The following is a 21013-nucleotide window of genomic DNA, read 5'->3' as shown; positions in this document are numbered from 1 at the left end:
TTTTCTAATTAAAAAATCGGGTCTTCGGAATATATAGTGGAAAACCCAGTTTAATAGTTTAACAACAATTTAATCATAAATCGGATTATTTAGTGTAATATCATTATCCTTTATTGGTATTAAGTTTCGTGCTTGGATAAATTTGTACTCACATTGGCATATGACAAATGAAGTACAATATGTGGATGATAAGACACTTGAATGCAATTTAAAAATTATTGGTAATATCTATCAAAATCCAGAGTTGGTTCAGGTGTAATATGAACGACTTATTATTCCTCCCAGATCTTACAGCAATCGAACCACCACAAGAGAATGAAACCGATATGATGTTTAAAGTGGAAGCAATCTATCCTCCAGAACGTTGTCCAGAATGTGGTTTTGACAAGTTATATAAGCACAGCTCACGAAAACAATTGATTATGGATTTGCCCATTCGTTTAAAGCGAGTTGGCTTACAATTGAACCGTAGACGTTATAAGTGTCGTGAGTGTGACTCGACCTTTTGGGAACGTCTTATATCCATTGACGAAAAGCGTAGTATGACCAGAAGGCTGTTAGAATCCATTGAAGAGCAATCAATGTCTAAGACCTTTGTAGAAGTCGCAGAAAGCGTTGGTGTTGACGAGAAGACCGTTAGGAACGTCTTTAAGGACTATGCGTTAAATAAAGAGAATACCAATTTGAGACTCCTAAATGGCTTGGGATAGATGAAATACACATCATTCGTAAACCTCGTCTGGTACTTACCAACGTCGAACGGAGAACTATCTATGACATCAAAAGGGATCGTAACAAGGATATAGTCATTAAACGCCTTTTAGAGATTGAAGATAGGTCTTATATCGAATACGTCACAATGGATATGTGGAAACCTTACAAAGATGCAGTGAATATCGTCCTTCCACACGCTAAAGTGGTGGTAGATAAGTTTCATGTAGTCCGTATGGCAAATCAAGCCTTGGATAGTGTTAGGAAATCTTTAAGAACTAATATGACACCAAAAGGAAGAAGAACACTTATGCGTGATAGGTTTATACTTCTCAAACGCAGGCACGATCTAATCGACCGTGAATTGCTACTTTTAGAAACTTGGCTTGGAAATATTCCTGATTTGAAGGAAGCCTATGAACTCAAAGAAGAATTCTATAAGATATGGGATACGCCAAGTTCACAAGAAGGAGAAAAACGATATATAAATTGGCGTCAGCGTTGTGTATCCAGTAATGTTAAAGATGCTTATAAAGACCTTGTTAGAGCCGTAGACAATTGGAATGAAGAAATATTCAATCACTTTGATAAAAGACTTACTAACGCATATACAGAGTCTATAAATAGCATTATACGTCATGTTGAACGACTGGGAAAAGGATATTCTTTCGATTCTTTAAGGGCAAAAATTTTATTCAACGAAAAGCTTCATAAAAAGCGGAAACCTCGTTTTAATAAAAATGCTTTTTATGATGCTTTACCAAATATGTTTGACCACGTTACAGATCACAACGTTTCAGATAACTTTGGTATCGACTTCACCACATTTATTAAGGAGTTGGAAAAGGGAGAGCTATAAGTTCCGTTCCACCATAAATCCGAAAATCCAAGAAAAAAGCACCCTATATAAATTTCAGGGTGCTAGAAATATTATGTTACTGAACATTATTTATTAATAATTTGTACTTGCTCATGTTTATGGACATAATCTTTTGGTAAAGGAAGTTGACCATTCTCGTCCATTTTGTACTCTTTACCTTGAATTATAAATATAGTATTTTCATCATGTCCAAACTTTCTCCAGTCCTTCTCTTTCATTCCTCTACTCTCAAGATCAACTTCATGAATAACACCAGAAGGATCGATCCTATATCTTGTCGGTTTATTATTTATAGTGAAAGGCTCTTCGGTATTGATTCCCAATCTATTAAATCCTTCTAGTACTTCACTAGCTTCTCTTGCAGTATACATAATATTAATTCTTCCAGTCTCTGCAAACGTCTGTAAATGAGTTAAAAATTGCCTGTTTTTCTCTAGATGGACACGTTTCTCATCACTAATTTGATTATCGTAATGCAGTGTTTGAACGTAACTTGAATTTGAATCATTATTAAATTGATAGTTTATCAATCCATAATCTGTATCCACACTGTATACTTTGTTTTCTTCAATAGTTAAATTGTAATTTCTGTCAACCTGTAACCGTGGTGAAATAGATTTATCATTGTATTTCACTTTATTAGTTTTGGGATTATATATTTCTACATTCTTATTAGAATGAACACCATCAGTTCTCTCTACTGATTGTGAAACTGTGTTACGGAAATTTTGTTGTTGGACATTACTTTTATCAAAATAATTATTTAGTAATCTTTGAATACTAGAGACCATTTGACCTTTTCAAACCTCACTTCATCTCTATTTTATAATCTAAAGTAATCTTTGGAGTTAAAGTATCGGTAGCAGTTTAATAGTATTACCATTCGAATCAGTTATCACTATGTCATAGTTTTTTTGTGATACAATAGTTAATTTCTCTGTAGGGTTCATTCCTAACTCAATTTTATAAGCTCTACTGTCAGTATCTGAGTTGATTTCATTTAGGTGATTCTTCTCCGGCATTGTTCTATCGGTCTTATCGTTTCTAGGCAATTCTATGGCATCTTCTACTTGATCCGGGGTGCTCGTATCCGCACTAATAGCAATTGGGGACATTAATAAAGTTACAAGAAATATTAAAATAAACTTTTTTCATTTTGAGTACCACCTTTCAAAATTTTGGGAATTGATTAACTTACAACTACAACAAATATAATAGTCATTATAAAGCTATAAGTAATATCCCTCCTTAAAAAGATATTATTTTTAATATCGGAAAAAATCCCATTAATGTAATAGATATAATGTACTGTTTTTTATTTAATTTTTATTCAAATTTTCAATTTATATTTAGATTCGCACTAATTATACATTGCATTAGGTATTGCAACAGAATGGTTTTGAACTAAAACTTTACTATAACTATATGGGTAGATGAATAGAAAAGTAAATTAAATGCTTTTTTTATAGTTTTTTAACTTCTAAAGTATATTGGATATTTTTTTCATAATTCATCTATAACGAAAGAGCATCTTTATGGAATTTAGTTAACTTTGGTATTCGTTTTTCCATATTTCTAAAGAAATTGAAGAAGGGTGAATTATAAGCCCTTTTCCACAATATATTCCGAAGACCCAAAAAATCCTACATATAAAATTGTAATGTTTAAGCTCCTTAAAAAACGAGTAAATAGAAGTAAACAATTAAATTACAGAGGAGTACCTCGAGAGGAGACTTTTCATGAACATACTTATCTGTTCCATCGGACCACGCGTAAAACAGGTGGAATTTCTTAAAGAAGCATTATCAAACGAAGGAAAGGTCATAGCCGGGGATTCCGATCCTTTATCAGCAGCTTTATATGTTGCTGATGATTTTGTTCTATTACGACCTTTTACAGATGAAGGTTATATTGCCTCTATATTAACAGCATGCAGAGAGCACGATATTGATGCAATCATTCCTGTCAGAGATGAGGAAGTATTGAAGCTAGTAAAAAATAAATCAGTTTTGGACAATCTTGGAATAAAAATTTTGACACCTTCAGAAGAAATGGTAGAAATATGTTTAGATAAAATGAAAACTTACCAATACATTCGAAACTTAAATTACCCTGGAGTCCCAACATTTTCGAAAACCGAAGAAATGCTCGACATCTTAGCGGAAGGCTATTTCGACTTTCCCTTAATCGTCAAACCCGCCAATGGAGATGGCAGTATAGGTGTTTGTGTGGTTGATAATAAAGAGGAGTTAGAAAGAATTACCTCCACAAACGAAAGACTTTTAATCCAGCCCTATTTAAAGAATCGCGAATTCGGATGTGATGTCTATGTTGATTTAATAAGTGGTGAGCTAGTTGACATGTTTATTAAAGAAAAGAAAGAGATGAAAGAAGGTGCTACAGATAAAGCTGTGTCGTTACATCACCCCGAGCTCGAAAAATTAGTACGTAATTTCTTAAAAGACTCTCCTGAGCTAAGAGGACCTATTGATATTGATTTGTTCGAATACAATGGGCATTATTTTATCTCTGAAATAAACCCTCGTTTTGGGGCAGGCTATATACACGCTCATTTATTAGGATGTAACTATATGGACTACATTGTTCGTAACCTAAAAGGGCAAGCGAACACGCCAGCCGAGCCTTGCCATTATGAAAATGGTGTTACTATGGTGCGTTATTATGATTACATGCTAAAAAGATTCTAACAAAATTGAATAACTGCGTATGCGCCTTGATTACCTGTTCCTAATATAGGAATTAGGTTGGTGCTTACGCTATTTTTTAAAATTTCTTTGATCGCTATCTAGTAGTATTGAATCCTTTCCTTCTATAACTTTCCATCCTTATTCATAGTGATTCTTCCATCATCCTCTCTATCTCTCATATTGTACGAAAGAAAGATTTTCAGTATAATTTATGGTAGAACTTAATTCATTAACAATTGGGGGATACAAATTGAATATTCTTATTGCACCTGACTCCTTTAAAGGTAGTCTATCCGCAGAACAAGTAGCTAATACAATTCGAGAAGCTCTATTAGAAGATTGGCAACATCTTTCCATTACTACGAAACCAATGGCAGATGGTGGTGAGGGAACGATTGATGCTATTTTAGCTGCCACAAAAGGAAAGCGCATTCACCTAACTACAACGGGACCATTAGGAGAGCCGATTAGTACTAGCTATGCTCTACTCCATTCCGACACAGCAATAGTTGAAACTGCCATGCATGCTGGCCTTGACCAAGTACCTAACCATTTACGGAATCCTTATCATACAACATCTTACGGAGTAGGTGAAGCTATCCTAGATGCCATCAACAAAGGTTGTAAAAAAGTTATCGTTGCGTTGGGAGGAAGTGCAACGAATGACGGGGGATTAGGAATGCTTCGGGCCTTAGGTATGGAAGCTTTCGATAAAAACGGAAACGCATTAAAAGGATTTGGCGAAGATTTATTAAATTTGGACCGTATTAATTTAGATACGCTAGATTCTCGATTGTCCTCCATCGAATTACAAATCGCATGTGATGTCGACAACCCCTTAAATGGTCCTAACGGTGCTAGTTATGTATATGGACCACAGAAAGGGGCAAACTCTAACCAGATGGAAGTACTGGACAAACGTTTATTTCATTTTGCTCAATTAGTAGAAAATCAGCTTCAGCAGAATTTCCATCGTACACCAGGCGCAGGTGCTGCTGGGGGCTTAGGTTTCGCTTTCCTTATACTAGGAGGCAAGCTAGTACCTGGCGCAAAGTTAGTAGCAGATACAATAGATTTATCCTCATCCGTCAAGAAAGCAGATCTTATTTTTACTGGTGAAGGTCAAAGTGACTTCCAAACGTTATACGGCAAGGCACCTGGGTATATCGCTTCCTTGGGCAACGACTATCAAGTTCCTGTAGTTTTACTATCTGGTAGCCTAGGAGAGGGTACAGAAAAATTACGTGAACTTTTTGCAGGCTGTTTCAGTATTGCTAATCGACCAATGTCATTAGAACAATGTTTAGAAGATACGATTCCGCTTTTGAAGGAACAAACAAAACAAATATTCTCCTTAATTCAGACAATAAAGTAAGATTATTTGTCTGTTCGTGCGGTTTTTGTCATAATATTAAAGGACACATACCACCCCTAGGAGGTCATCTTGTTGGAAGCTACCTATAAAAATTCAAAGCTTAAAGTCTTCAGCTTAAGTTCAAATACTGCACTCGCTGAGGAAATAGCTGAAAATATTGGTATTGAACTCGGTAAATGTACAGTAAGAAGGTTTAGTGATGGAGAGATTCACATCAATGTGGATGAAAGTATTCGAGGCTGTGACGTTTATGTCGTACAGTCGACGTTTGACCCTGTTGATGACCATATTATGGAACTCCTCATCATGACGGATGCCTTAAAACGCGCTTCAGCTCGGTCCATTAATTTGGTTATTCCATATTATGGTTACGCACGTCAAGATAGAAAAACCAGGTCTAGAGAACCCATTACTGCAAAGCTAGTTGCAGACTTAATTCAAAAGGCTGGAGCATCAAGAGTTATTTCTATCGACTTACATGCACCACAGTTGCAAGGCTTTTTTGACATACCAGTAGACCCTATTACTGCCATACCTCTAATCGGAAACTACTTAGATGCAAAAAATCTAGAAGATATCATCATTGTTGCACCTGATCATAGTAGCGTTTCCCGTGCCAGAAATCTTGCTAATCAATTAAAGGCTCCACTTGCCATTATTGATCGGAGAGGACCAAGGGATCAGGTCGCAGAAATACGAGTTGTCGGTGAAGTACATAACAAAACAGCAATCATTGTTGATGATATTATTGATACAGGACACCGAATTATTACGACAGCAGAGGCACTGACTCTTCAAGGAGCAAGAGAAATCTATGCATGCATAACACATCCTGTATTGTCGAATCTTGCTATTGAAAAAGTGAAGCAGTCTACAATAAAGGAGTTAGTTGTAACAAATACAATTCCGTTGGCACCGCATAAAAAAATCGATAAGATTACCCAGTTAACAGTAGCACCTGTTGTTGCAAAAGCGATTATTCGACTTTATGAACAACAATCTATGAGTTCCCTTTATTAAAAAGAGTAGTGACCATGTATCAAGCATCGGTCACTGCTCTTTTCTTAATTCCTCCCCCCTATTCTTCTGGCACACCTCTCTAGGCTAACACATACTATAACTGTATAGAGAGGGGGATTTAACTGCATGTTTACAAAATGGAAAACATCCATTTCTATTCCACAACTAATCACTATTTCATCACCAGTTATATTGTTAATTGTTTGGGAGGTTCTTTCGCAAACAGCCATAATAGACCCTAGATTTTTCCCCGCTCCCAGCCTCATTATTACTACACTTATTGATATGGCAAAGTCTGGTGAATTATTTGATCATGTTTCTGTCAGCTTAACTAGAATTTTATTTGGATTTATTCTTGGAGTCGTTCCAGCAATCATTATTGGCTTAATTATGGGGATGTATCGGTATTTCCGCTTTTTCTTTTCACCGATCATTATGATTTTCATGCCGATACCTACACTCGCGATGTTACCTATCATATTAATTTTATTCGGTATTGGGGAATTCTCAAAGATGATGACCATTGCTATTAGTGTGTTTTTCCCTGTCGTTATTAATACTGCTGCAGGTGTAAGCAACATAGATAAAATATATATGGACGTGGCAAAAAATTATCAAGCAAATGCAAAGGATTTTTTCTTTAAAATTGCTCTTCCTGGTGCGATGCCAGTCATGCTGGAAGGCATTCAAATGGGGCAGGCAATTGCACTTCTAACCATCGTCGCTGCTGAGATGATTGGAGCTAACAGTGGAATTGGATATTTAATTTGGATGAACTATAAGGCTTTCCTAATACCGCAAATGTTTGTTGGTTTGTTGTTAATCTCCTTTTTTGGCTATTTATTCTCTCTTTTACTGAGAGCGTTGGAGAAGAAATTACTACCCTGGAAATAACGCAAAAGGAGGATTATTTTGTCTAAAATTTTGATTAAAGGTCTGTCGAAGCGGTTTATAAAACGAGAGAAATACTTAGATGCACTGAAAGATATCCATCTCGAAATTAAGGAAGGCGAATTTGTTTGCTTATTAGGCCCTAGTGGATGTGGAAAATCAACTTTATTACGTATTTTATCACAATTAGAAACGCCAACCTCAGGTACGATTCAAATTTCACAATCTCAAAAAAATCTTCCTTTGCAATCTATGGTGTTTCAAGAAAAAGGCGTTATTCCTTGGTTAACAGTAGAGGATAACGTTGCATTCGGGTTAAAGATGCGGCATGAACACCCTAAGAAAATCAAAACAATCACAAAAGAATATCTGTATAAAGTTGGCCTACAACAATATAAACACTTATACCCTAAAGAACTATCTGGCGGGATGAAACAACGGGTTAGTATAGCACGTGCATTTGCGAATAATCCCGAAATTCTTCTAATGGATGAACCCTTCGCTGCATTAGATGAACAGAATAAGTTCATCCTTCAAGAAGAACTATTATCTATATGGCAAGAGACGAAAAAAACGGTACTATTTATAACCCACAGTATTGATGAAGCTTTATTACTAGCTGATCGAATCATTCTTATGAGCTCTCAACCAGGTACGATTGTAAAGGATATCCCTATATCATTACCTAGACCACGTACCATTGAAGACGTACGCTCTAGTAAGGAATTAACTCAAATATTTATTGACGTATGGGATCATTTACAACGAGAAGTGAAAGAAAATCGGGAGCACCTTTCTCCTGAGAATGCCTAGATTGGTAAATGGAACATACAAGGAGGATGTTACATGAAGAAACTAATCTTTTTGTGCTTGTTTTTCATTCTTTTTTTCTTAGTAGCTTGTAAACAAGAAGCTGAATCAACCAATCATGATAACGATGCATCTTTATCACCATTAGAAGAGACGGAGAAGGTTATTATTGCAGAAGATGGTTCAGCTTCTGGTGCAGGGTTTTATATCGCTAAGGATAAAGGATATTTTGAACAATATAATATCGAAGTAGAGTTCGCAACGTTTGGTAACAGTGATGAAATGCTCCCGGCTGTAGCGAGTGGCGAGGTAGATGTCGCAGGAGGAATTTCCTCTGCTTCCTTCTTTAATTCAATTGCTCAAGGTATTGATGTTCGATTTATTGCAGATAAAGGGCATAATAATGAGGGAGAATCTTACTTCAGTTTTGTTGTTCGTGAAGACTTAGCTGATACTATTACAGAGTATAAAGATATTAAAGGCAAGAAAATTGCTGTGTCTACACAAAATGGAATTGACGATTATATATTTAATGAAATGGTAAAACACGCTGGACTTGATAGAGACGATGTAGAATTTACATTAATGAGTGACTTTAGCAACATGATTCCAGCAATGGCAAATAATCAAATTGATTTAGCTTTACAAATAGAACCGTTGATTACACAAGGTGAAAAGCAAGGGGTTCATCAACGCTTCCATGATACAACTGATTATGCTCCAGAAGCACAAATTGCTATGGTACTTGGATCTCCTGTATTTTTAAATGAAAGAAGGGATGTAGCGATTCGTTTTATGGCTGCCTATCTTCAAGGTATTCGCGATTATAATGACGCTTTTGTAAAAGACACCAGTGATAAAGATGAGATAATTTCGATTATGGCAGAGCATACAGCTCTAAAAGAGGAAGAAGTTTGGGAAGAAGTTGGGGTAACTGGCTTAGACCCAAATGGTCAACTATTTGAAGAAGACATCCAAAAACAGTATGAGTTTTATAAAAATAATGGAGCGATTCAAGACGATATGGATTTAGAACAAATCATTGATATGTCGCTCGTTGATGAGGTTTTAGAACTAATTGGTGAATACGAAGAATCCAAAGATTGAAAGAATATGAGATTTTCGCTCTAAAAACACCCCTTATGTTAGATTTTGGTCTAACTCAAGGGGTGCACATAAAGAATGATACTATTTTTCGTTTTCGTCTAGTTTGTTTCAAACCAATTGTTTGAGATTGTTTGTTTTAACCAATAATAGCTTTCCTTTGGTGTACGTTTTAGCGTTCTATAATTAACATGAACAATTCCAAATCTCATCGTATATCCTTCTGCCCACTCAAAGTTATCTAATAAAGACCAGATGATATACCCTTTAATATTCACACCTGATTCCATTGCTCGATGTAATGCCGTTAAATGTTGCTCAAAGTAACTGATTCTACCATCATCTTGCACCACACCATTTTCAGGTTCATCATTATAGCAAGAACCGTTTTCCGTGATATAGATAGGCACATCACCATAGTTATCTTTTATTCTCGTTAATACGTTATAAAAACCATCCGGATAAATTGGCCAGCCAATATCTGTTCTATCATAATTCATCTCAACTAGCTCCCAATCTAGTAATCCTTCATTCTCCTTATAACGAGCAATGTGACCGGTATAATAGTTAATCCCTAAGAAGTCAATCGGTTGTTGAATCGTCTCCATATCTCCATCTTGGATTTCCAATTCGACTCCTTTTTTCTTAAACCACTCCACCATAAATTCTGGATATGTTCCTTTATAGACCGGATCCATAAACCACTCGATGTACCAGCCAATTTCACGGTTACACGCATCGATATCCTCTTGGCGTGTACTATATGGCTCTAACCAAGTCGTGTTCGGTGCAAACCCAATTTCACCATCGATTCCAAGCTCGCGGAATTTTAAGACTGACTTTCCATGCGCCACTAATAGGTGATGGGAAATTTGAGTCGCTAATTGTAAATCTTGATTTCCTGGTGCATGTATGCCGACATAATTCGACAGAAACGAAATACACCATGGCTCATTTAGCGTTATCCACTTTTTAATCTTCCCAGAGAACTCTTTATACATTAATTCCGAATAGCTAACAAAAGCATCAATTGTTTCTCGATTCGCCCAACCACCTTTATCTTGAAGAGCTTGTGGCAAATCCCAATGATATAGCGTACACATCGGCTCGATATCATTCTCTATTAACGCATCTACTAGACGATGGTAATAATCTAATCCTTCTTGATTTACTTTACCAACACCATTCGGAAAAATACGTGGCCATGCAACAGAAAAACGATAGGTATCCACTCCTAGTTCTTTCATTAGCTCTACATCTTCTTCATAACGATGGTAGCTATCACACGCTACATCCCCATTATCACCATTCACTACTTTTCCTGGTGTCTTGGAGAAAGTATCCCATATAGATAGTCCTCTTCCCCCTTCTTTAGTCGCGCCTTCAATTTGATAAGAAGCAGTAGCCACTCCCCATTTCATATCTTTAGGAAATTGTATAATTGTCATGTTAAACCTCCATTATAAATTTTTGCTCAATTTTTGTAATGCGTAATCACCAACGTGTGGTAGATGTTCATGTCCAAATTCATAATAAATCTTCATTGTCTTCTTGGAAGTTAATTTATTGTAAGCTGCAAACTGACTAGATGGTGGACATATTTGATCTCTAAGGCCAATGTACCAATCGACATTTGCCTTTATGTTAGGTGCATGATGCTGAATATCTATGTAACCTAGCTTTGTAAAAAATTCTTCATGTCGTTCATGTGTAGGATCCGTATTTCGGAAAAATTCTGCTATTTCACCATAAGCAGAGTTTTGGATATCCATTTCCCATACCCTCAAATAATCGGTTAAAAATGGATAAATAACAACTGCTTCTTTTACCGTGTTCTCTAGTGCAGCACACGCAAGTGCAAGTGCTCCCACCTGTGATCCGCCATATACCCCAATACGTTTGGCATCCACATCTTCCATTGCCTGCAATATTCTCACTGTCTGAACTGTATCAAGAAATACATTACGGTAATATAAATTATCCGGATTTTTATCATTCAATCCGCGAATAATGAGACCCCTCATTGTTGTAGCTTTTGTTCTTAAAGTATCCTCTGACCTGCCACCTTGACCACGACAATCAAGTGTCAAGACCGTAATACCTTGGGCGGCAAATGCAAGCTTATCCAACCAATCTCCACTATCTACCGAATAACCGTGAAACATCGCAACCGCTTGACCAGTTGCAATATGTTTTTTCGGTTTAATAAATTTAGCATATACCTTTGCATCTCCAACGCCCGTAAAAGTTAAATGATAGCAATCGGCAAATGGCGTCTGAAAGTCTGCTTCTACTAGTTCATAATTAAGTGATTGCTGTCCTAGTTCTTTTAAAGCTCGATCCCAATATTCTTCAAAGTCAGACGGCTTAGGATTCTTCCCTTGATATTTTTTTAATTCTTCCAAAGGCATATCCATGTGCATTCTCTATTCCCCCTCCTTTTATATATCTCGGAAATCGGTTTCCTACACTACAAAAAAAATAGCCAGATACGTTTATTATCATATATACTGATAATTTTTGCAAACGTTTTATTAGGGAAATTAATAAAAACACCTAGGCGGTATTTGCCTAGGTGTTAAAGGTGTGTTATTTTTTTACAATTTTGAAAAGTACGTCAGTGCCTGCTCGGACATCTTGTTCACCAATTACTTCGGATAATTGGAACTGCTCACCATTTAAAAGAATTAACGGAGTAATCGTTTTATAATCTGCTTTGCTAACTTCGTCGATATCAAATGTACCTAGTGGATCACCTTTTTTTACTTTTTGCCCGTTCTCAACCGAAATAGAGAATCCTTTTCCGTCCAATTGTACAGTGTCTAACCCCATGTGAATGAGTAACTCCGCACCATTTTCTGCACGAAAGCTAATCGCATGTTTCGTTTTAAACACATCAACAACCTCACCATCAATCGGTGAAACAATTTGATTATCTGTTGGTTCAATTGCAAGGCCATCGCCCATCATTTTTTGAGAGAACACTTCATCAGGTACGTTTTCAAGTGGAGTAGCTTTCCCTGTTAATGGTGCTACGTAATCAATTGTCTCTGGTGTCTTTTTAAATAATTTTTTTAGCAATTTTATGCCTCCCTCTCAATTTTCACATCTACACCATAATGGTCAGATATCACATCTTTATTGTCTCCATTAAAGATGACATTAGAATGGGTAACAGTCCATTTTTTATTTGTAAAAATATAGTCTATCCTTTTTTTATCAGCATGGTTATCCCAACCAGCTATTTCTCCAGGCACCGTGATGCCCTCGTCTTTTTCATTAGCTTCTTCATACGTATCATACCAGCCATTATTTACTATATACGAGTACCCTTCATCTTTCATACTCGCTTCACTATTAAAATCACCTAATAAAAAGCTAACTTTTTCATTCGGTATGAGGTCCATTAACCTTTGAAGTTGCTCAGAACCTGGTTCTTCCTCATCATTCCACCAACCAAAGTGACAATTATAGAAAGAGTAGATTTCTCCACCAATTTCAATGTCAGTATGAAGAACAATTCTCGTTTTCCAGTAGTTTAGGTCTCGCGAGCCAGATACAAAGTGCGCTTCACTTTGTTTGACTGGATGTTTTGTTAATGTTGCCAAACCTTCTTCATAAACATCAAACGCTTTATGCGCCTGATGCCAATGAAGGGAGTAATCTTTCCCATGCCCTTTTAATTCTTGTTGCAAAAGTAGACCATAATTATCTTCTCGAATGGTATCCATTACCTGCTTACTTGATTCTAACTGACTTACCTCTTGTAGGCAAACAACATCATAATCACTTGCCGCAATAATTTCTGCAAGATATTGAATTTTCTTTACTTGATTCTCTTCCTGCCACGAATGACAGTTAAGTGTAAGTAAACGCATGTTAATCCTCCAGATAATCTTGTACTTCGGACTTTAATACGTCCGCTTTTGGTCCGTAGATTGCTTGCACACCTTTATCTTTTAAAACAAGACCTAGCGCGCCTGTTTTCTTCCACTCTGCTTCTTCTTTTACTTTATCCAAATCTTTCACAGTTACACGTAATCTTGTCATACATGCATCAACATCATCAATATTTTCTTTACCACCTAGCAGTGTGACAACTCTAGCTGCTTCTGAATCGTCATTTGTTTCAGTATCCTTTGTAGTTTCTTTACTATTACTATTTTCTTCTTTGCTATCTTCATCCGTATAATTTCCTAAACGACCTGGAGTTGGTGCTTTAAATTTCTTAATTAAGAAGTTGAAAATCACAAAATTCAATCCGAAGAAAATCGCACAAACGATAACAAAATTAATAACGTCTTGTAATAGACCTGCATTAATGGTCATTGGTAATCTTGTTAATAACTCTATTGTACCAAATGAATGAATTCTTAAATCTATAAGATCCGCAATTGCAAAACTTAAACCTGCCATAATTGCATATACAACATATAAAAGTGGAGCTGCAAACATAAACATAAATTCGATTGGCTCTGTTACCCCTGTAAGGAATACAGCTAAACCAGCAGATAAGAACATTGATTTATATTTCGTTTTCTTATCTTTGTCAACATTACGATACATCGCGAGCGCAATACCGATCAAACCAGCTGTAGAAAGAATCATTTGTCCTACTTTAAAACGAGCAGGTGTCACTTCTTGCAACAACTGATTATAAGCATTCATATCACCCGCAGCTGCAAGGTTATTCAAGTCCGATACCCACGCAAGCCATAACGGATCCTGACCAGCAACCATTGTTCCAGCACCGTTACCAGTTAAGATTGTATACGTTCCACCTAATTCTGTATAGTTGATTGGTACTGTTAACATATGATGAAGCCCGAATGGTAATAATAAACGTTCTAACGTACCAAAAATAAATGGTGCAAAAAATGGCGCCGTATCTTTTGATGTAGCAATCCAACGACCGAAATCATTTAACAACCCTTGGATAAATGGCCATACAATTGAAAGGATGATTGCTACAACAACCGACCATAAAATTACCACAAACGGAACGAAGCGTTTTCCATTAAAGAATGAAAGTGCCTGTGGTAGTTTTGAGAAATTGTAATATTTATTAAATACGTTTGCACCTAGGAAACCTGATATGATCCCGATAAATACACCCATATTTAACGCTGGTGCCCCAAGAATCATAGTAAAATAATCACCTACTGCTAACTCTGAACCTAATAAGGAAGTGGTTACAGAATTAGGATCACTAACCATATCTCCTGTTACACCAAAAATTGCACCGGTGACCCTGTTAATTAGTATAAAGGCGAGTAGCGCAGCAAATGCTCCTCCTGCTCTTTCTTTTGCCCAAGATCCCCCAATGGCTACGGCGAATAATACATGTAAGTTACCAATAATCGCCCAACCTAGTTCTTCCATGACCCTACCAATGCCAAGTACAAAGGAAATATCCCCACCAGACATTGAAACAAGTTTTCCTAAAGAAATCATTATCCCTGCAGCTGGCATAACTGCAACAACTACTAATAACGCTTTCCCTAGCTTTTGCCAAAAATCAAACGAGATAAATTTTCTCATAATGTATATCCTCACTTTACCTAACTTTTTTGTACAACCGTTTGCACACTTTAAAGTTTAATATATTAAAGATTATTTATCAATGATTAAATAATAATTATTTTTAACAGGAAACGTTTGCACAACTTTCTTATGTATAAACTCTATATAGTATAACCAAAAAAAGCAATAAAATCCGAATGATTTTATTGCTTTTACTAGAAATCACAAAATTTCTAGTTGGAAAATTAAATCCTTTCCTCCAGAAACTTCTACATCCGTTTTCACTTGAGTCAACGAAAATTTTTCACCATTTAAAAGTATAACCGGAGTCACGGTTTTATAATTTTCTTTAGCTACTGCTTCGATATCATAGGTTGCTAGTAAATCACCTTGTTTAATTTCTTGTCCATCATTAACATGGACTTCAAATCCTTTTCCATCTAGTTCCACTGTTTCTAGACCCATATGGATGAGCATTTCTGCACCATTATCTGCTCGTAAATTTATCGCATGTTTGGTTTTAAATACATTGACAACCACCCCACTAAAAGGTGCTAAAACATCCTTACTAATTGGTTCAATCGCAATTCCATCTCCCATCATCTTTTGAGAAAAAACTTCATCTGGTACTTCCTCTAGCGGAATTGCTTTTCCTGACAATGGGGACAACACATTCATATCCATTTCTTGCTTTTTAAAAAGCTTTCTTAACAAAACAATCACTCCTTCTTTACTTTTATTGGTCTCACACAACTATTTATGTTAGTTGTGTTTACCCTTTTCATTCTCTAAAAAAACGCTATAAAAAAATGGCCTACTCCAACTAATTTTCAGGAGTAAGCCTTGTCAAGATTTTATTTAATTATTTTGTTCCAATTCACCACATTTTCCTCGGCCGCTACAAGTGGATCTCCATCGAACTGTTCTTGTTCAATAACAAACCATGAAACATTTGCTTCCTCACCAGTTTGTTGTAAAGCTTGTATATCAAGGGAACCTCTTCCCAGTTCGATACTACGCTTCTGGCCATTTTCAATAGCCATGTCTTTCATGTGTAGGGACACGACTCTACCATTATACGCTTGTATTACTTGATGAGGATCGACGCCTGAATACGTAGCCCAATAACAATCTAATTCAACTTTAACAAAGTCTTGGTCGGTCTCCTCAAAAATGATATCAAATCCGGTTTTACCATTGCCTAAATCAATAAACTCCATATCATGATTATGGTAAGCAAAAGTAAACCCATTTTCCTTACATACTCGGCCAATTTCATTCAGTTCTTCAGCCCCACGGTAGTATGCTGCTTCATCGACACGATATTCTTCTGGTAAGATGGGACAAATGATGAGATTATTCCCAATCGTTCGGTTATATTCCAAAGAGGCTTCTAGCTGTTCACCAGTTAACGATTCGAAAGGCATGTGGCTTCCAGCTGCAGACAGTCCTACTCTGTCCATAACTTCTTTTAGCTCGGTTGCTTCTGTATCGAAGAACCCTGCAAACTGGACTGCTTCATATCCCATATTCGCCAATTTTTCTAACGTTCCTAAAAAGTCTTGCGCCATATAGTCACGTACAGAGTATAATTGAATAGCTATTTTCCCCATTGCCGATCAAACTCTCCCCTCATCAATATGAATTGCCTTTCCTGTTTCAGCAGATTTGTAAAGAGCATCAATTATTCTTTGAATACGCGTTCCTTGCTCTGCTAATCTTGTTGTAATGTTGTTATTAATACAATCTGCAACAAATGAATGGATTTCATCTCGATGCGCATTCGTTTCTGGTAAATATTGCGGAGATAAGTCAACAAGTGCTCCATGCTTTTCTTGGTAAATATGCAATGGGAAGATATCCGCACCACCTTTGTTACCTAGTAACGATACTTGCATTACTTCTCGTTCTTTGACGTTAGCTGCAAATGCAGATTCTAATACTAAAGAAGCACCATTTTTAAACGTAATCATACCTACTGCCATATCTTCTACGGTAAAGTTTTCAAAATCCCATTCGCCTAATAAGCCTACACCTTTTTGTGTACCGATTTGTTGATGTGTTTTTCCTAATACCACCTCTGGTTCCGGATAACCCATTAGATATAATGCCGTATCTAGCATGTGAACCCCAATATCAATGAGCGGTCCTCCACCTTGTAATTCTTTATTCGTAAAAACACCCCATCCAGGGATTCCGCGACGACGAATTGCTTGAACACGTGCATTGTAAATGTTTCCTAATTCCCCGGCATCTATAAAACGTCTAGCTGTTTGTACTTCTTGGGTGAAGCGATAATGGAAGCCATACATTAATAATCTACCGTTAGCAACTGCAATATCTTCCATTTCCTTTGCTTCCTCTTGGTTCATTGCAGGTGGCTTTTCACATAGAACATGACAGCCCGCTTGTAGAGCCGCAATAGTCGCATCCTTATGGAATTTATTCGGTACACAAATACTAACAGCGTCAAGTTCTACATGTTTTAGCATTTCTTCATAGCTTTCAAATGCGTGAGGGATACCTTTATCGTCAGCAACAGCCTTCGCCTTTTCATACACTACATCACTAATTGCAACGATCTCTACATTTTCTGGTACCATTTGATACGCAGGTATATGTACATCTGTCGCTATACCACCTGCACCGATTATTCCAACACGTAACTTTTCCATAATTTCACTCCTTCTAATATGATGATGAATTAGTTATTTTTTGTTAATGTTTCTAACGGTTTTGCGTTACCGTAAATTGGACGTGATCTTGTTGTTGGCTTTGCCCAATTCACTGCGTTTTTAATAACCTTCTGTACATCCGAGTTGTAATAGGTTGGGAAAGTTTCATGACCGGGACGGAAGTAAAAAATTTTACCTTGGCCACGATAATATACACAACCAGAACGGAAAACCTCACCACCTTCGAACCAACTAACTAAAACGAGTTCATCTGGTGCAGGTATATCAAAATGCTCACCATACATTTCTTCTTGCTCAATTTCGATATATTGGTCTATTCCTTCTACGATTGGATGAGACGGGTGTACGACCCACATTCTCTCTTTTTCTCCGACTTCACGCCATTTCAAGTCACAGCTCGTTCCCATAAGCTTTTTAAAGATTTTAGAGAAATGACCAGAATGTAGTATAACTAGACCCATACCTTCAAGTACGCGTTCATGTATGAGTTCGACAATTTCATCATTTACTTCATGATGTGCCAAATGGCCCCACCAAAGAAGAACATCGGTGTTCTCTAATCTCTCTTTTGTTATCCCATGATTTTCTTCATCCAATGTTGCCGTTTCTACAACAATCTCTTCTTCTTCGATAAAACCTTTCAATGCACCATGTATACCATCAGGATAAATTTTTGCTACCTCTTCGTTTAATTTCTCATGTCGATTCTCATTCCAAACTAATACATTCATCCAAAATCACCTTTTCCTCTTGTATTCGTTTACAATTTTAAAGGTTGATTTATTATTTGAACATAAATGATATAATTATTACATGAACTATCTTGCTATTTTTAAAGGAGATTTTAATATGAGGATTGGTTTTTGTGGTTATTCTTATCATAATAGAACGTTTCAAACGTTGCATCGTTCCCGTTTAAGTGCTTATTTATTTCGTTTACAAGTAGAAGGTAAGGCGCATGTTAAGATTAGGAATAAATATCATACGGTACAAAAAGGTTCTTTAGTCATAGTTAAGCCACACGAGGAATATGAACTATTTGTGAGTGAAAATGAACCAAGTGGAGATTTTAACGTATATTGCGAAGGTGATTGGATTAACGAAAAGTTTAGCATGGCACCATCCATTACTGAAATACATATGGAGGATTCGTTGTTAGAGCTATGGAATCAATTAATTATAGAGGAAAGAAAACCAAACAAAGAAAAAAACAGCGAGCTATCGTATCACTTACTAAGCGCGCTGCTTCTATCATTAGAACGATCGTTGGATAGAAAAGGAAGAGATGTACATCGTCCCTATATCGTAACGAAAATGATGCGTTATATTGAAGTTAATGCTATCAAACAAGATTTTCAATTAAAGGATGTAGCTGAAGAGTGTAACCTTAGCGTCTCTCGTTGTGCCCACCTATTTAAAGAACATGTTCAGCAGACGATCATTGATTATGCGCAATCGATTCGTTTAACGGCCGCAATTAATCAAATGAAATACACTACTATGACTCTTGAGAATATTGCATTAAATTGTGGTTTTAGTTCATATTCTTACTTTCATCGAGTCTTCAAAAAACACTATCAGCAGTCACCGAGAGAGTATCGATTAAACATGTAAGAATTAATTAGCCATATCTGTAAGCATGCGAAGTAAGTCTTCACGATTTCTAATCTCAAGTTTTTTATAAATAATAGATAGATAATTTTTCACGGTACCTTCGCTTATATGCAGTTTTTCTGCAATCATTCGATTTGTCCAGCCTCTTTTCAATAACTGGATAATGTCCCATTCTCTTTTATTGATGTGCTGACTATTATGCAATTGTTCCTTCAAATAATAAATGGAATTTTCTTGTTCTAGTTTAATTAGTTGAGTTAGTCTTCTCGAAAAAGTTTGAATTAAACGTTGAGGAGCAACAAACCTCCCATTAATAATAAAATGGAGAGTTTCTTTAAATTCATCTAAACTTGCACTTTTTAAAATATATCCATCCGCCGCTACTGATAATACGGATTCAATCGATTCTTCATCATCAAAAGCTGACAACAAGACAATTTTTATTTCTGGATGGATTTCTCTTAACTTTTTCGCACATGCTAATCCATCCATAGTTGGCATATGAATATCAAGTAAGACTAAGGAAGGGCGTACTTCCACTTTATTAATAAACTGAAGAACTTCTTGACCATCTTTGAAAGTTCCAATAACTCGAAGGTCATCCATATCCTCCACAAAACTAGTAATCATATCTCTAAATAATGTTTGTGATTCTGCAATAACAACTGTACATCTTTCCATATAATTGTCTCCCCTCTTCAAAACACCAAGTACATCGTGATGCTTTTTCCCCGTCCAATATAGGTATTTATATTTACCGAGAAATGAAAACCATTACTTTTTTATCATTTTATCGTTAACAATTCTACCATATGATACTTTTTTTATCTATCTTTTTCACTTTTTTTCTACATATTATGAGTTTTAGGGTAATTTTACTAGATTGTGACAAGAGTCTTTCCAGTTAACGGAAATCAGAAGAGACTTATTGAGGAATAAAACAACTTTAGTTGGGTATAATCTATGTATATATAGTACGACATTTCTTTCCTACCATTTTAAACTGATGAAAAGTAACTATATCTATTTTATCGACTAATTTTCCTTTTTCTTTAATCCATAGCACATAAGAGCATTTTCTCAGTTATACTACCACCTATTTTAGTAATTACAATAGTTTCTTAAAAACAGGTATCGTTTAGTAACACGTACTTAAATTACCGAAAAAATAGAAAAAACCAGCAGATAGTGATATCTACTGGTTAACAATTAGTATATTTAATCCTCAATAATATTTTTTCGATCATTTTCTTCCTGTAAAAAACTGATGAAAGTTTGAATCGCAAGCTTTGGTTCAGATTTAATCTGATCTGTATAATTTTTCTTTCGATAATCATTAATAATGTCACTGTCTTTAATTCGACCGATAACATGTTCTAATTCGAGTTCCTTTATCTCTTTCTTTAAATATTTTGTTTCTTTGAATAATGCCATTCCAATTGCAGCCATTACCGCATAAATAATTGCAGTAATCAACATGCCTTCGGAAAAGCCACCAAGAAAAATAAAAAAGATAAAATTGGTAAAGGATATAATTAAAAGTGGAACTGCAAACATCATATATTTTGCGTTCTTCTTCATTAACGGGGTTAACTTACTGAAAAGCTTTTCTAGTTCTTTCTGTGTCGATTGAGGAATATTATTCGTCATCATCGTAAACATTTCCATCCCTCTTTCTGGT

Annotated in this window: 20 protein-coding genes and 1 pseudogene; 8 read left to right on the top strand and 13 right to left on the bottom strand. The window is 36.1% G+C overall.

The window, feature by feature from the left end; genetic code table 11:
• The first annotated feature begins 260 nt into the window (after nucleotides 1–260).
• Nucleotides 261–1570, top strand: a pseudogene (locus GGQ92_RS16580) (ISL3 family transposase).
• A gap of 86 nt (nucleotides 1571–1656) precedes the next feature.
• Here the strand turns inward: GGQ92_RS16580 and GGQ92_RS04845 are convergent.
• Nucleotides 1657–2382 (bottom strand): hypothetical protein, encoded by a 726-nt coding sequence (locus tag GGQ92_RS04845; protein ID WP_164668678.1) that lies wholly within the window; start codon nucleotides 2380–2382, stop codon nucleotides 1657–1659.
• A gap of 57 nt (nucleotides 2383–2439) precedes the next feature.
• Nucleotides 2440–2706, bottom strand: coding sequence for a hypothetical protein (locus GGQ92_RS04840; protein ID WP_184245170.1), 267 nt, complete (start codon nucleotides 2704–2706; stop codon nucleotides 2440–2442).
• 624 nt (nucleotides 2707–3330) lie between these two features.
• Between GGQ92_RS04840 and GGQ92_RS04835 the strand changes: the two genes are divergently transcribed.
• The 6 genes from GGQ92_RS04835 to GGQ92_RS04810 all read left to right on the top strand — a co-directional run bounded on the left by GGQ92_RS04835 (nucleotide 3331) and on the right by GGQ92_RS04810 (nucleotide 9502).
• On the top strand, nucleotides 3331–4299 hold the full coding sequence (locus GGQ92_RS04835) for an ATP-grasp domain-containing protein (RefSeq protein WP_184245168.1): 969 nt from the start codon (nucleotides 3331–3333) through the stop codon (nucleotides 4297–4299).
• Between the two features lie 250 nt (nucleotides 4300–4549).
• On the top strand, nucleotides 4550–5674 hold the full coding sequence (locus GGQ92_RS04830) for a glycerate kinase (RefSeq protein ID WP_184245166.1): 1125 nt from the start codon (nucleotides 4550–4552) through the stop codon (nucleotides 5672–5674).
• 72 nt (nucleotides 5675–5746) lie between these two features.
• Nucleotides 5747–6694 carry a ribose-phosphate diphosphokinase gene (locus tag GGQ92_RS04825; protein ID WP_184245164.1) on the top strand — a complete coding sequence of 316 codons (948 nt, stop codon included), beginning with the start codon at nucleotides 5747–5749 and terminating at the stop codon, nucleotides 6692–6694.
• A gap of 126 nt (nucleotides 6695–6820) precedes the next feature.
• Nucleotides 6821–7588 (top strand): ABC transporter permease, encoded by a 768-nt coding sequence (locus tag GGQ92_RS04820; RefSeq protein ID WP_184245162.1) that lies wholly within the window; start codon nucleotides 6821–6823, stop codon nucleotides 7586–7588.
• 18 nt (nucleotides 7589–7606) lie between these two features.
• Nucleotides 7607–8398: an ABC transporter ATP-binding protein gene (locus GGQ92_RS04815; protein ID WP_184245160.1), complete on the top strand. Its 792-nt coding sequence runs from the start codon at nucleotides 7607–7609 to the stop codon at nucleotides 8396–8398.
• Between the two features lie 33 nt (nucleotides 8399–8431).
• Nucleotides 8432–9502 (top strand): ABC transporter substrate-binding protein, encoded by a 1071-nt coding sequence (locus GGQ92_RS04810; RefSeq protein ID WP_184245158.1) that lies wholly within the window; start codon nucleotides 8432–8434, stop codon nucleotides 9500–9502.
• A 98-nt stretch (nucleotides 9503–9600) separates the two neighbouring features.
• On the opposite strand, the gene GGQ92_RS04805 is transcribed toward GGQ92_RS04810, so the two are convergent.
• The 9 genes from GGQ92_RS04805 to GGQ92_RS04765 form a co-directional block, all read right to left on the bottom strand.
• Nucleotides 9601–10947 carry a GH1 family beta-glucosidase gene (locus tag GGQ92_RS04805; RefSeq protein WP_184245156.1) on the bottom strand — a complete coding sequence of 449 codons (1347 nt, stop codon included), beginning with the start codon at nucleotides 10945–10947 and terminating at the stop codon, nucleotides 9601–9603.
• A gap of 12 nt (nucleotides 10948–10959) precedes the next feature.
• Nucleotides 10960–11922 carry an acetylxylan esterase gene (locus tag GGQ92_RS04800; RefSeq protein ID WP_184245154.1) on the bottom strand — a complete coding sequence of 321 codons (963 nt, stop codon included), beginning with the start codon at nucleotides 11920–11922 and terminating at the stop codon, nucleotides 10960–10962.
• Nucleotides 11923–12088: 166 nt separating this feature from the next.
• Complete coding sequence (locus GGQ92_RS04795) at nucleotides 12089–12580, bottom strand: PTS sugar transporter subunit IIA (protein ID WP_184245152.1); 492 nt, start codon at nucleotides 12578–12580, stop codon at nucleotides 12089–12091.
• 2 nt (nucleotides 12581–12582) lie between these two features.
• The gene (locus tag GGQ92_RS04790; protein WP_184245150.1) at nucleotides 12583–13377 is read right to left on the bottom strand and encodes an endonuclease/exonuclease/phosphatase family protein; all 795 of its coding nucleotides are present in this window, start codon (nucleotides 13375–13377) and stop codon (nucleotides 12583–12585) included.
• 1 nt (nucleotide 13378) lies between these two features.
• The gene (locus GGQ92_RS04785) at nucleotides 13379–15040 is read right to left on the bottom strand and encodes a PTS transporter subunit IIBC (RefSeq protein ID WP_184245148.1); all 1662 of its coding nucleotides are present in this window, start codon (nucleotides 15038–15040) and stop codon (nucleotides 13379–13381) included.
• Nucleotides 15041–15244: 204 nt separating this feature from the next.
• Nucleotides 15245–15736: a PTS sugar transporter subunit IIA gene (locus GGQ92_RS04780; RefSeq protein ID WP_184245146.1), complete on the bottom strand. Its 492-nt coding sequence runs from the start codon at nucleotides 15734–15736 to the stop codon at nucleotides 15245–15247.
• A 140-nt stretch (nucleotides 15737–15876) separates the two neighbouring features.
• Nucleotides 15877–16635 (bottom strand): sugar phosphate isomerase/epimerase family protein, encoded by a 759-nt coding sequence (locus tag GGQ92_RS04775; protein ID WP_184245144.1) that lies wholly within the window; start codon nucleotides 16633–16635, stop codon nucleotides 15877–15879.
• A 6-nt stretch (nucleotides 16636–16641) separates the two neighbouring features.
• Nucleotides 16642–17697: a Gfo/Idh/MocA family protein gene (locus tag GGQ92_RS04770; protein WP_184245142.1), complete on the bottom strand. Its 1056-nt coding sequence runs from the start codon at nucleotides 17695–17697 to the stop codon at nucleotides 16642–16644.
• Between the two features lie 29 nt (nucleotides 17698–17726).
• Nucleotides 17727–18449 carry a ThuA domain-containing protein gene (locus tag GGQ92_RS04765; protein WP_184245140.1) on the bottom strand — a complete coding sequence of 241 codons (723 nt, stop codon included), beginning with the start codon at nucleotides 18447–18449 and terminating at the stop codon, nucleotides 17727–17729.
• A gap of 118 nt (nucleotides 18450–18567) precedes the next feature.
• Between GGQ92_RS04765 and GGQ92_RS04760 the strand changes: the two genes are divergently transcribed.
• Entirely contained in the window at nucleotides 18568–19332 is a 765-nt protein-coding gene (locus GGQ92_RS04760; protein WP_184245138.1) for an AraC family transcriptional regulator, read from the top strand.
• Nucleotides 19333–19335: 3 nt separating this feature from the next.
• Here the strand turns inward: GGQ92_RS04760 and GGQ92_RS04755 are convergent, their stop codons facing one another.
• Both GGQ92_RS04755 and GGQ92_RS04750 read right to left on the bottom strand, forming a co-directional pair.
• Complete coding sequence (locus GGQ92_RS04755) at nucleotides 19336–20013, bottom strand: response regulator (protein ID WP_184245136.1); 678 nt, start codon at nucleotides 20011–20013, stop codon at nucleotides 19336–19338.
• 537 nt (nucleotides 20014–20550) lie between these two features.
• Complete coding sequence (locus GGQ92_RS04750) at nucleotides 20551–20994, bottom strand: DUF5392 family protein (RefSeq protein WP_184245134.1); 444 nt, start codon at nucleotides 20992–20994, stop codon at nucleotides 20551–20553.
• Nucleotides 20995–21013 lie beyond the last annotated feature (19 nt).

The sequence above is a fragment of the Gracilibacillus halotolerans genome (assembly GCF_014206945.1).
GTDB classification, from domain to species: Bacteria; Bacillota; Bacilli; order Bacillales; family Amphibacillaceae; genus Gracilibacillus; species Gracilibacillus halotolerans.
This window is presented reverse-complemented; position numbering and strand designations above follow the sequence as displayed.

What these genes read in the sequence shown, in the direction of transcription:
- GGQ92_RS04750 (WP_184245134.1), bottom strand. Translation starts at nt 20,994, where the DNA reads ATGTTTACGATGATGACGAATAATATTCCTCAATCGACACAGAAAGAA.
- GGQ92_RS04770 (WP_184245142.1), bottom strand. Translation starts at nt 17,697, where the DNA reads ATGGAAAAGTTACGTGTTGGAATAATCGGTGCAGGTGGTATAGCGACA.
- GGQ92_RS04790 (WP_184245150.1), bottom strand. Translation starts at nt 13,377, where the DNA reads ATGCGTTTACTTACACTTAACTGTCATTCGTGGCAGGAAGAGAATCAA.
- GGQ92_RS04755 (WP_184245136.1), bottom strand. Translation starts at nt 20,013, where the DNA reads ATGGAAAGATGTACAGTTGTTATTGCAGAATCACAAACATTATTTAGA.
- GGQ92_RS04800 (WP_184245154.1), bottom strand. Translation starts at nt 11,922, where the DNA reads ATGCACATGGATATGCCTTTGGAAGAATTAAAAAAATATCAAGGGAAG.
- GGQ92_RS04775 (WP_184245144.1), bottom strand. Translation starts at nt 16,635, where the DNA reads ATGGGGAAAATAGCTATTCAATTATACTCTGTACGTGACTATATGGCG.
- GGQ92_RS04820 (WP_184245162.1), top strand. Translation starts at nt 6,821, where the DNA reads ATGTTTACAAAATGGAAAACATCCATTTCTATTCCACAACTAATCACT.
- GGQ92_RS04835 (WP_184245168.1), top strand. Translation starts at nt 3,331, where the DNA reads ATGAACATACTTATCTGTTCCATCGGACCACGCGTAAAACAGGTGGAA.
- GGQ92_RS04785 (WP_184245148.1), bottom strand. Translation starts at nt 15,040, where the DNA reads ATGAGAAAATTTATCTCGTTTGATTTTTGGCAAAAGCTAGGGAAAGCG.
- GGQ92_RS04765 (WP_184245140.1), bottom strand. Translation starts at nt 18,449, where the DNA reads ATGAATGTATTAGTTTGGAATGAGAATCGACATGAGAAATTAAACGAA.
- GGQ92_RS04760 (WP_184245138.1), top strand. Translation starts at nt 18,568, where the DNA reads ATGAGGATTGGTTTTTGTGGTTATTCTTATCATAATAGAACGTTTCAA.
- GGQ92_RS04805 (WP_184245156.1), bottom strand. Translation starts at nt 10,947, where the DNA reads ATGACAATTATACAATTTCCTAAAGATATGAAATGGGGAGTGGCTACT.
- GGQ92_RS04810 (WP_184245158.1), top strand. Translation starts at nt 8,432, where the DNA reads ATGAAGAAACTAATCTTTTTGTGCTTGTTTTTCATTCTTTTTTTCTTA.
- GGQ92_RS04845 (WP_164668678.1), bottom strand. Translation starts at nt 2,382, where the DNA reads ATGGTCTCTAGTATTCAAAGATTACTAAATAATTATTTTGATAAAAGT.
- GGQ92_RS04840 (WP_184245170.1), bottom strand. Translation starts at nt 2,706, where the DNA reads ATGTCCCCAATTGCTATTAGTGCGGATACGAGCACCCCGGATCAAGTA.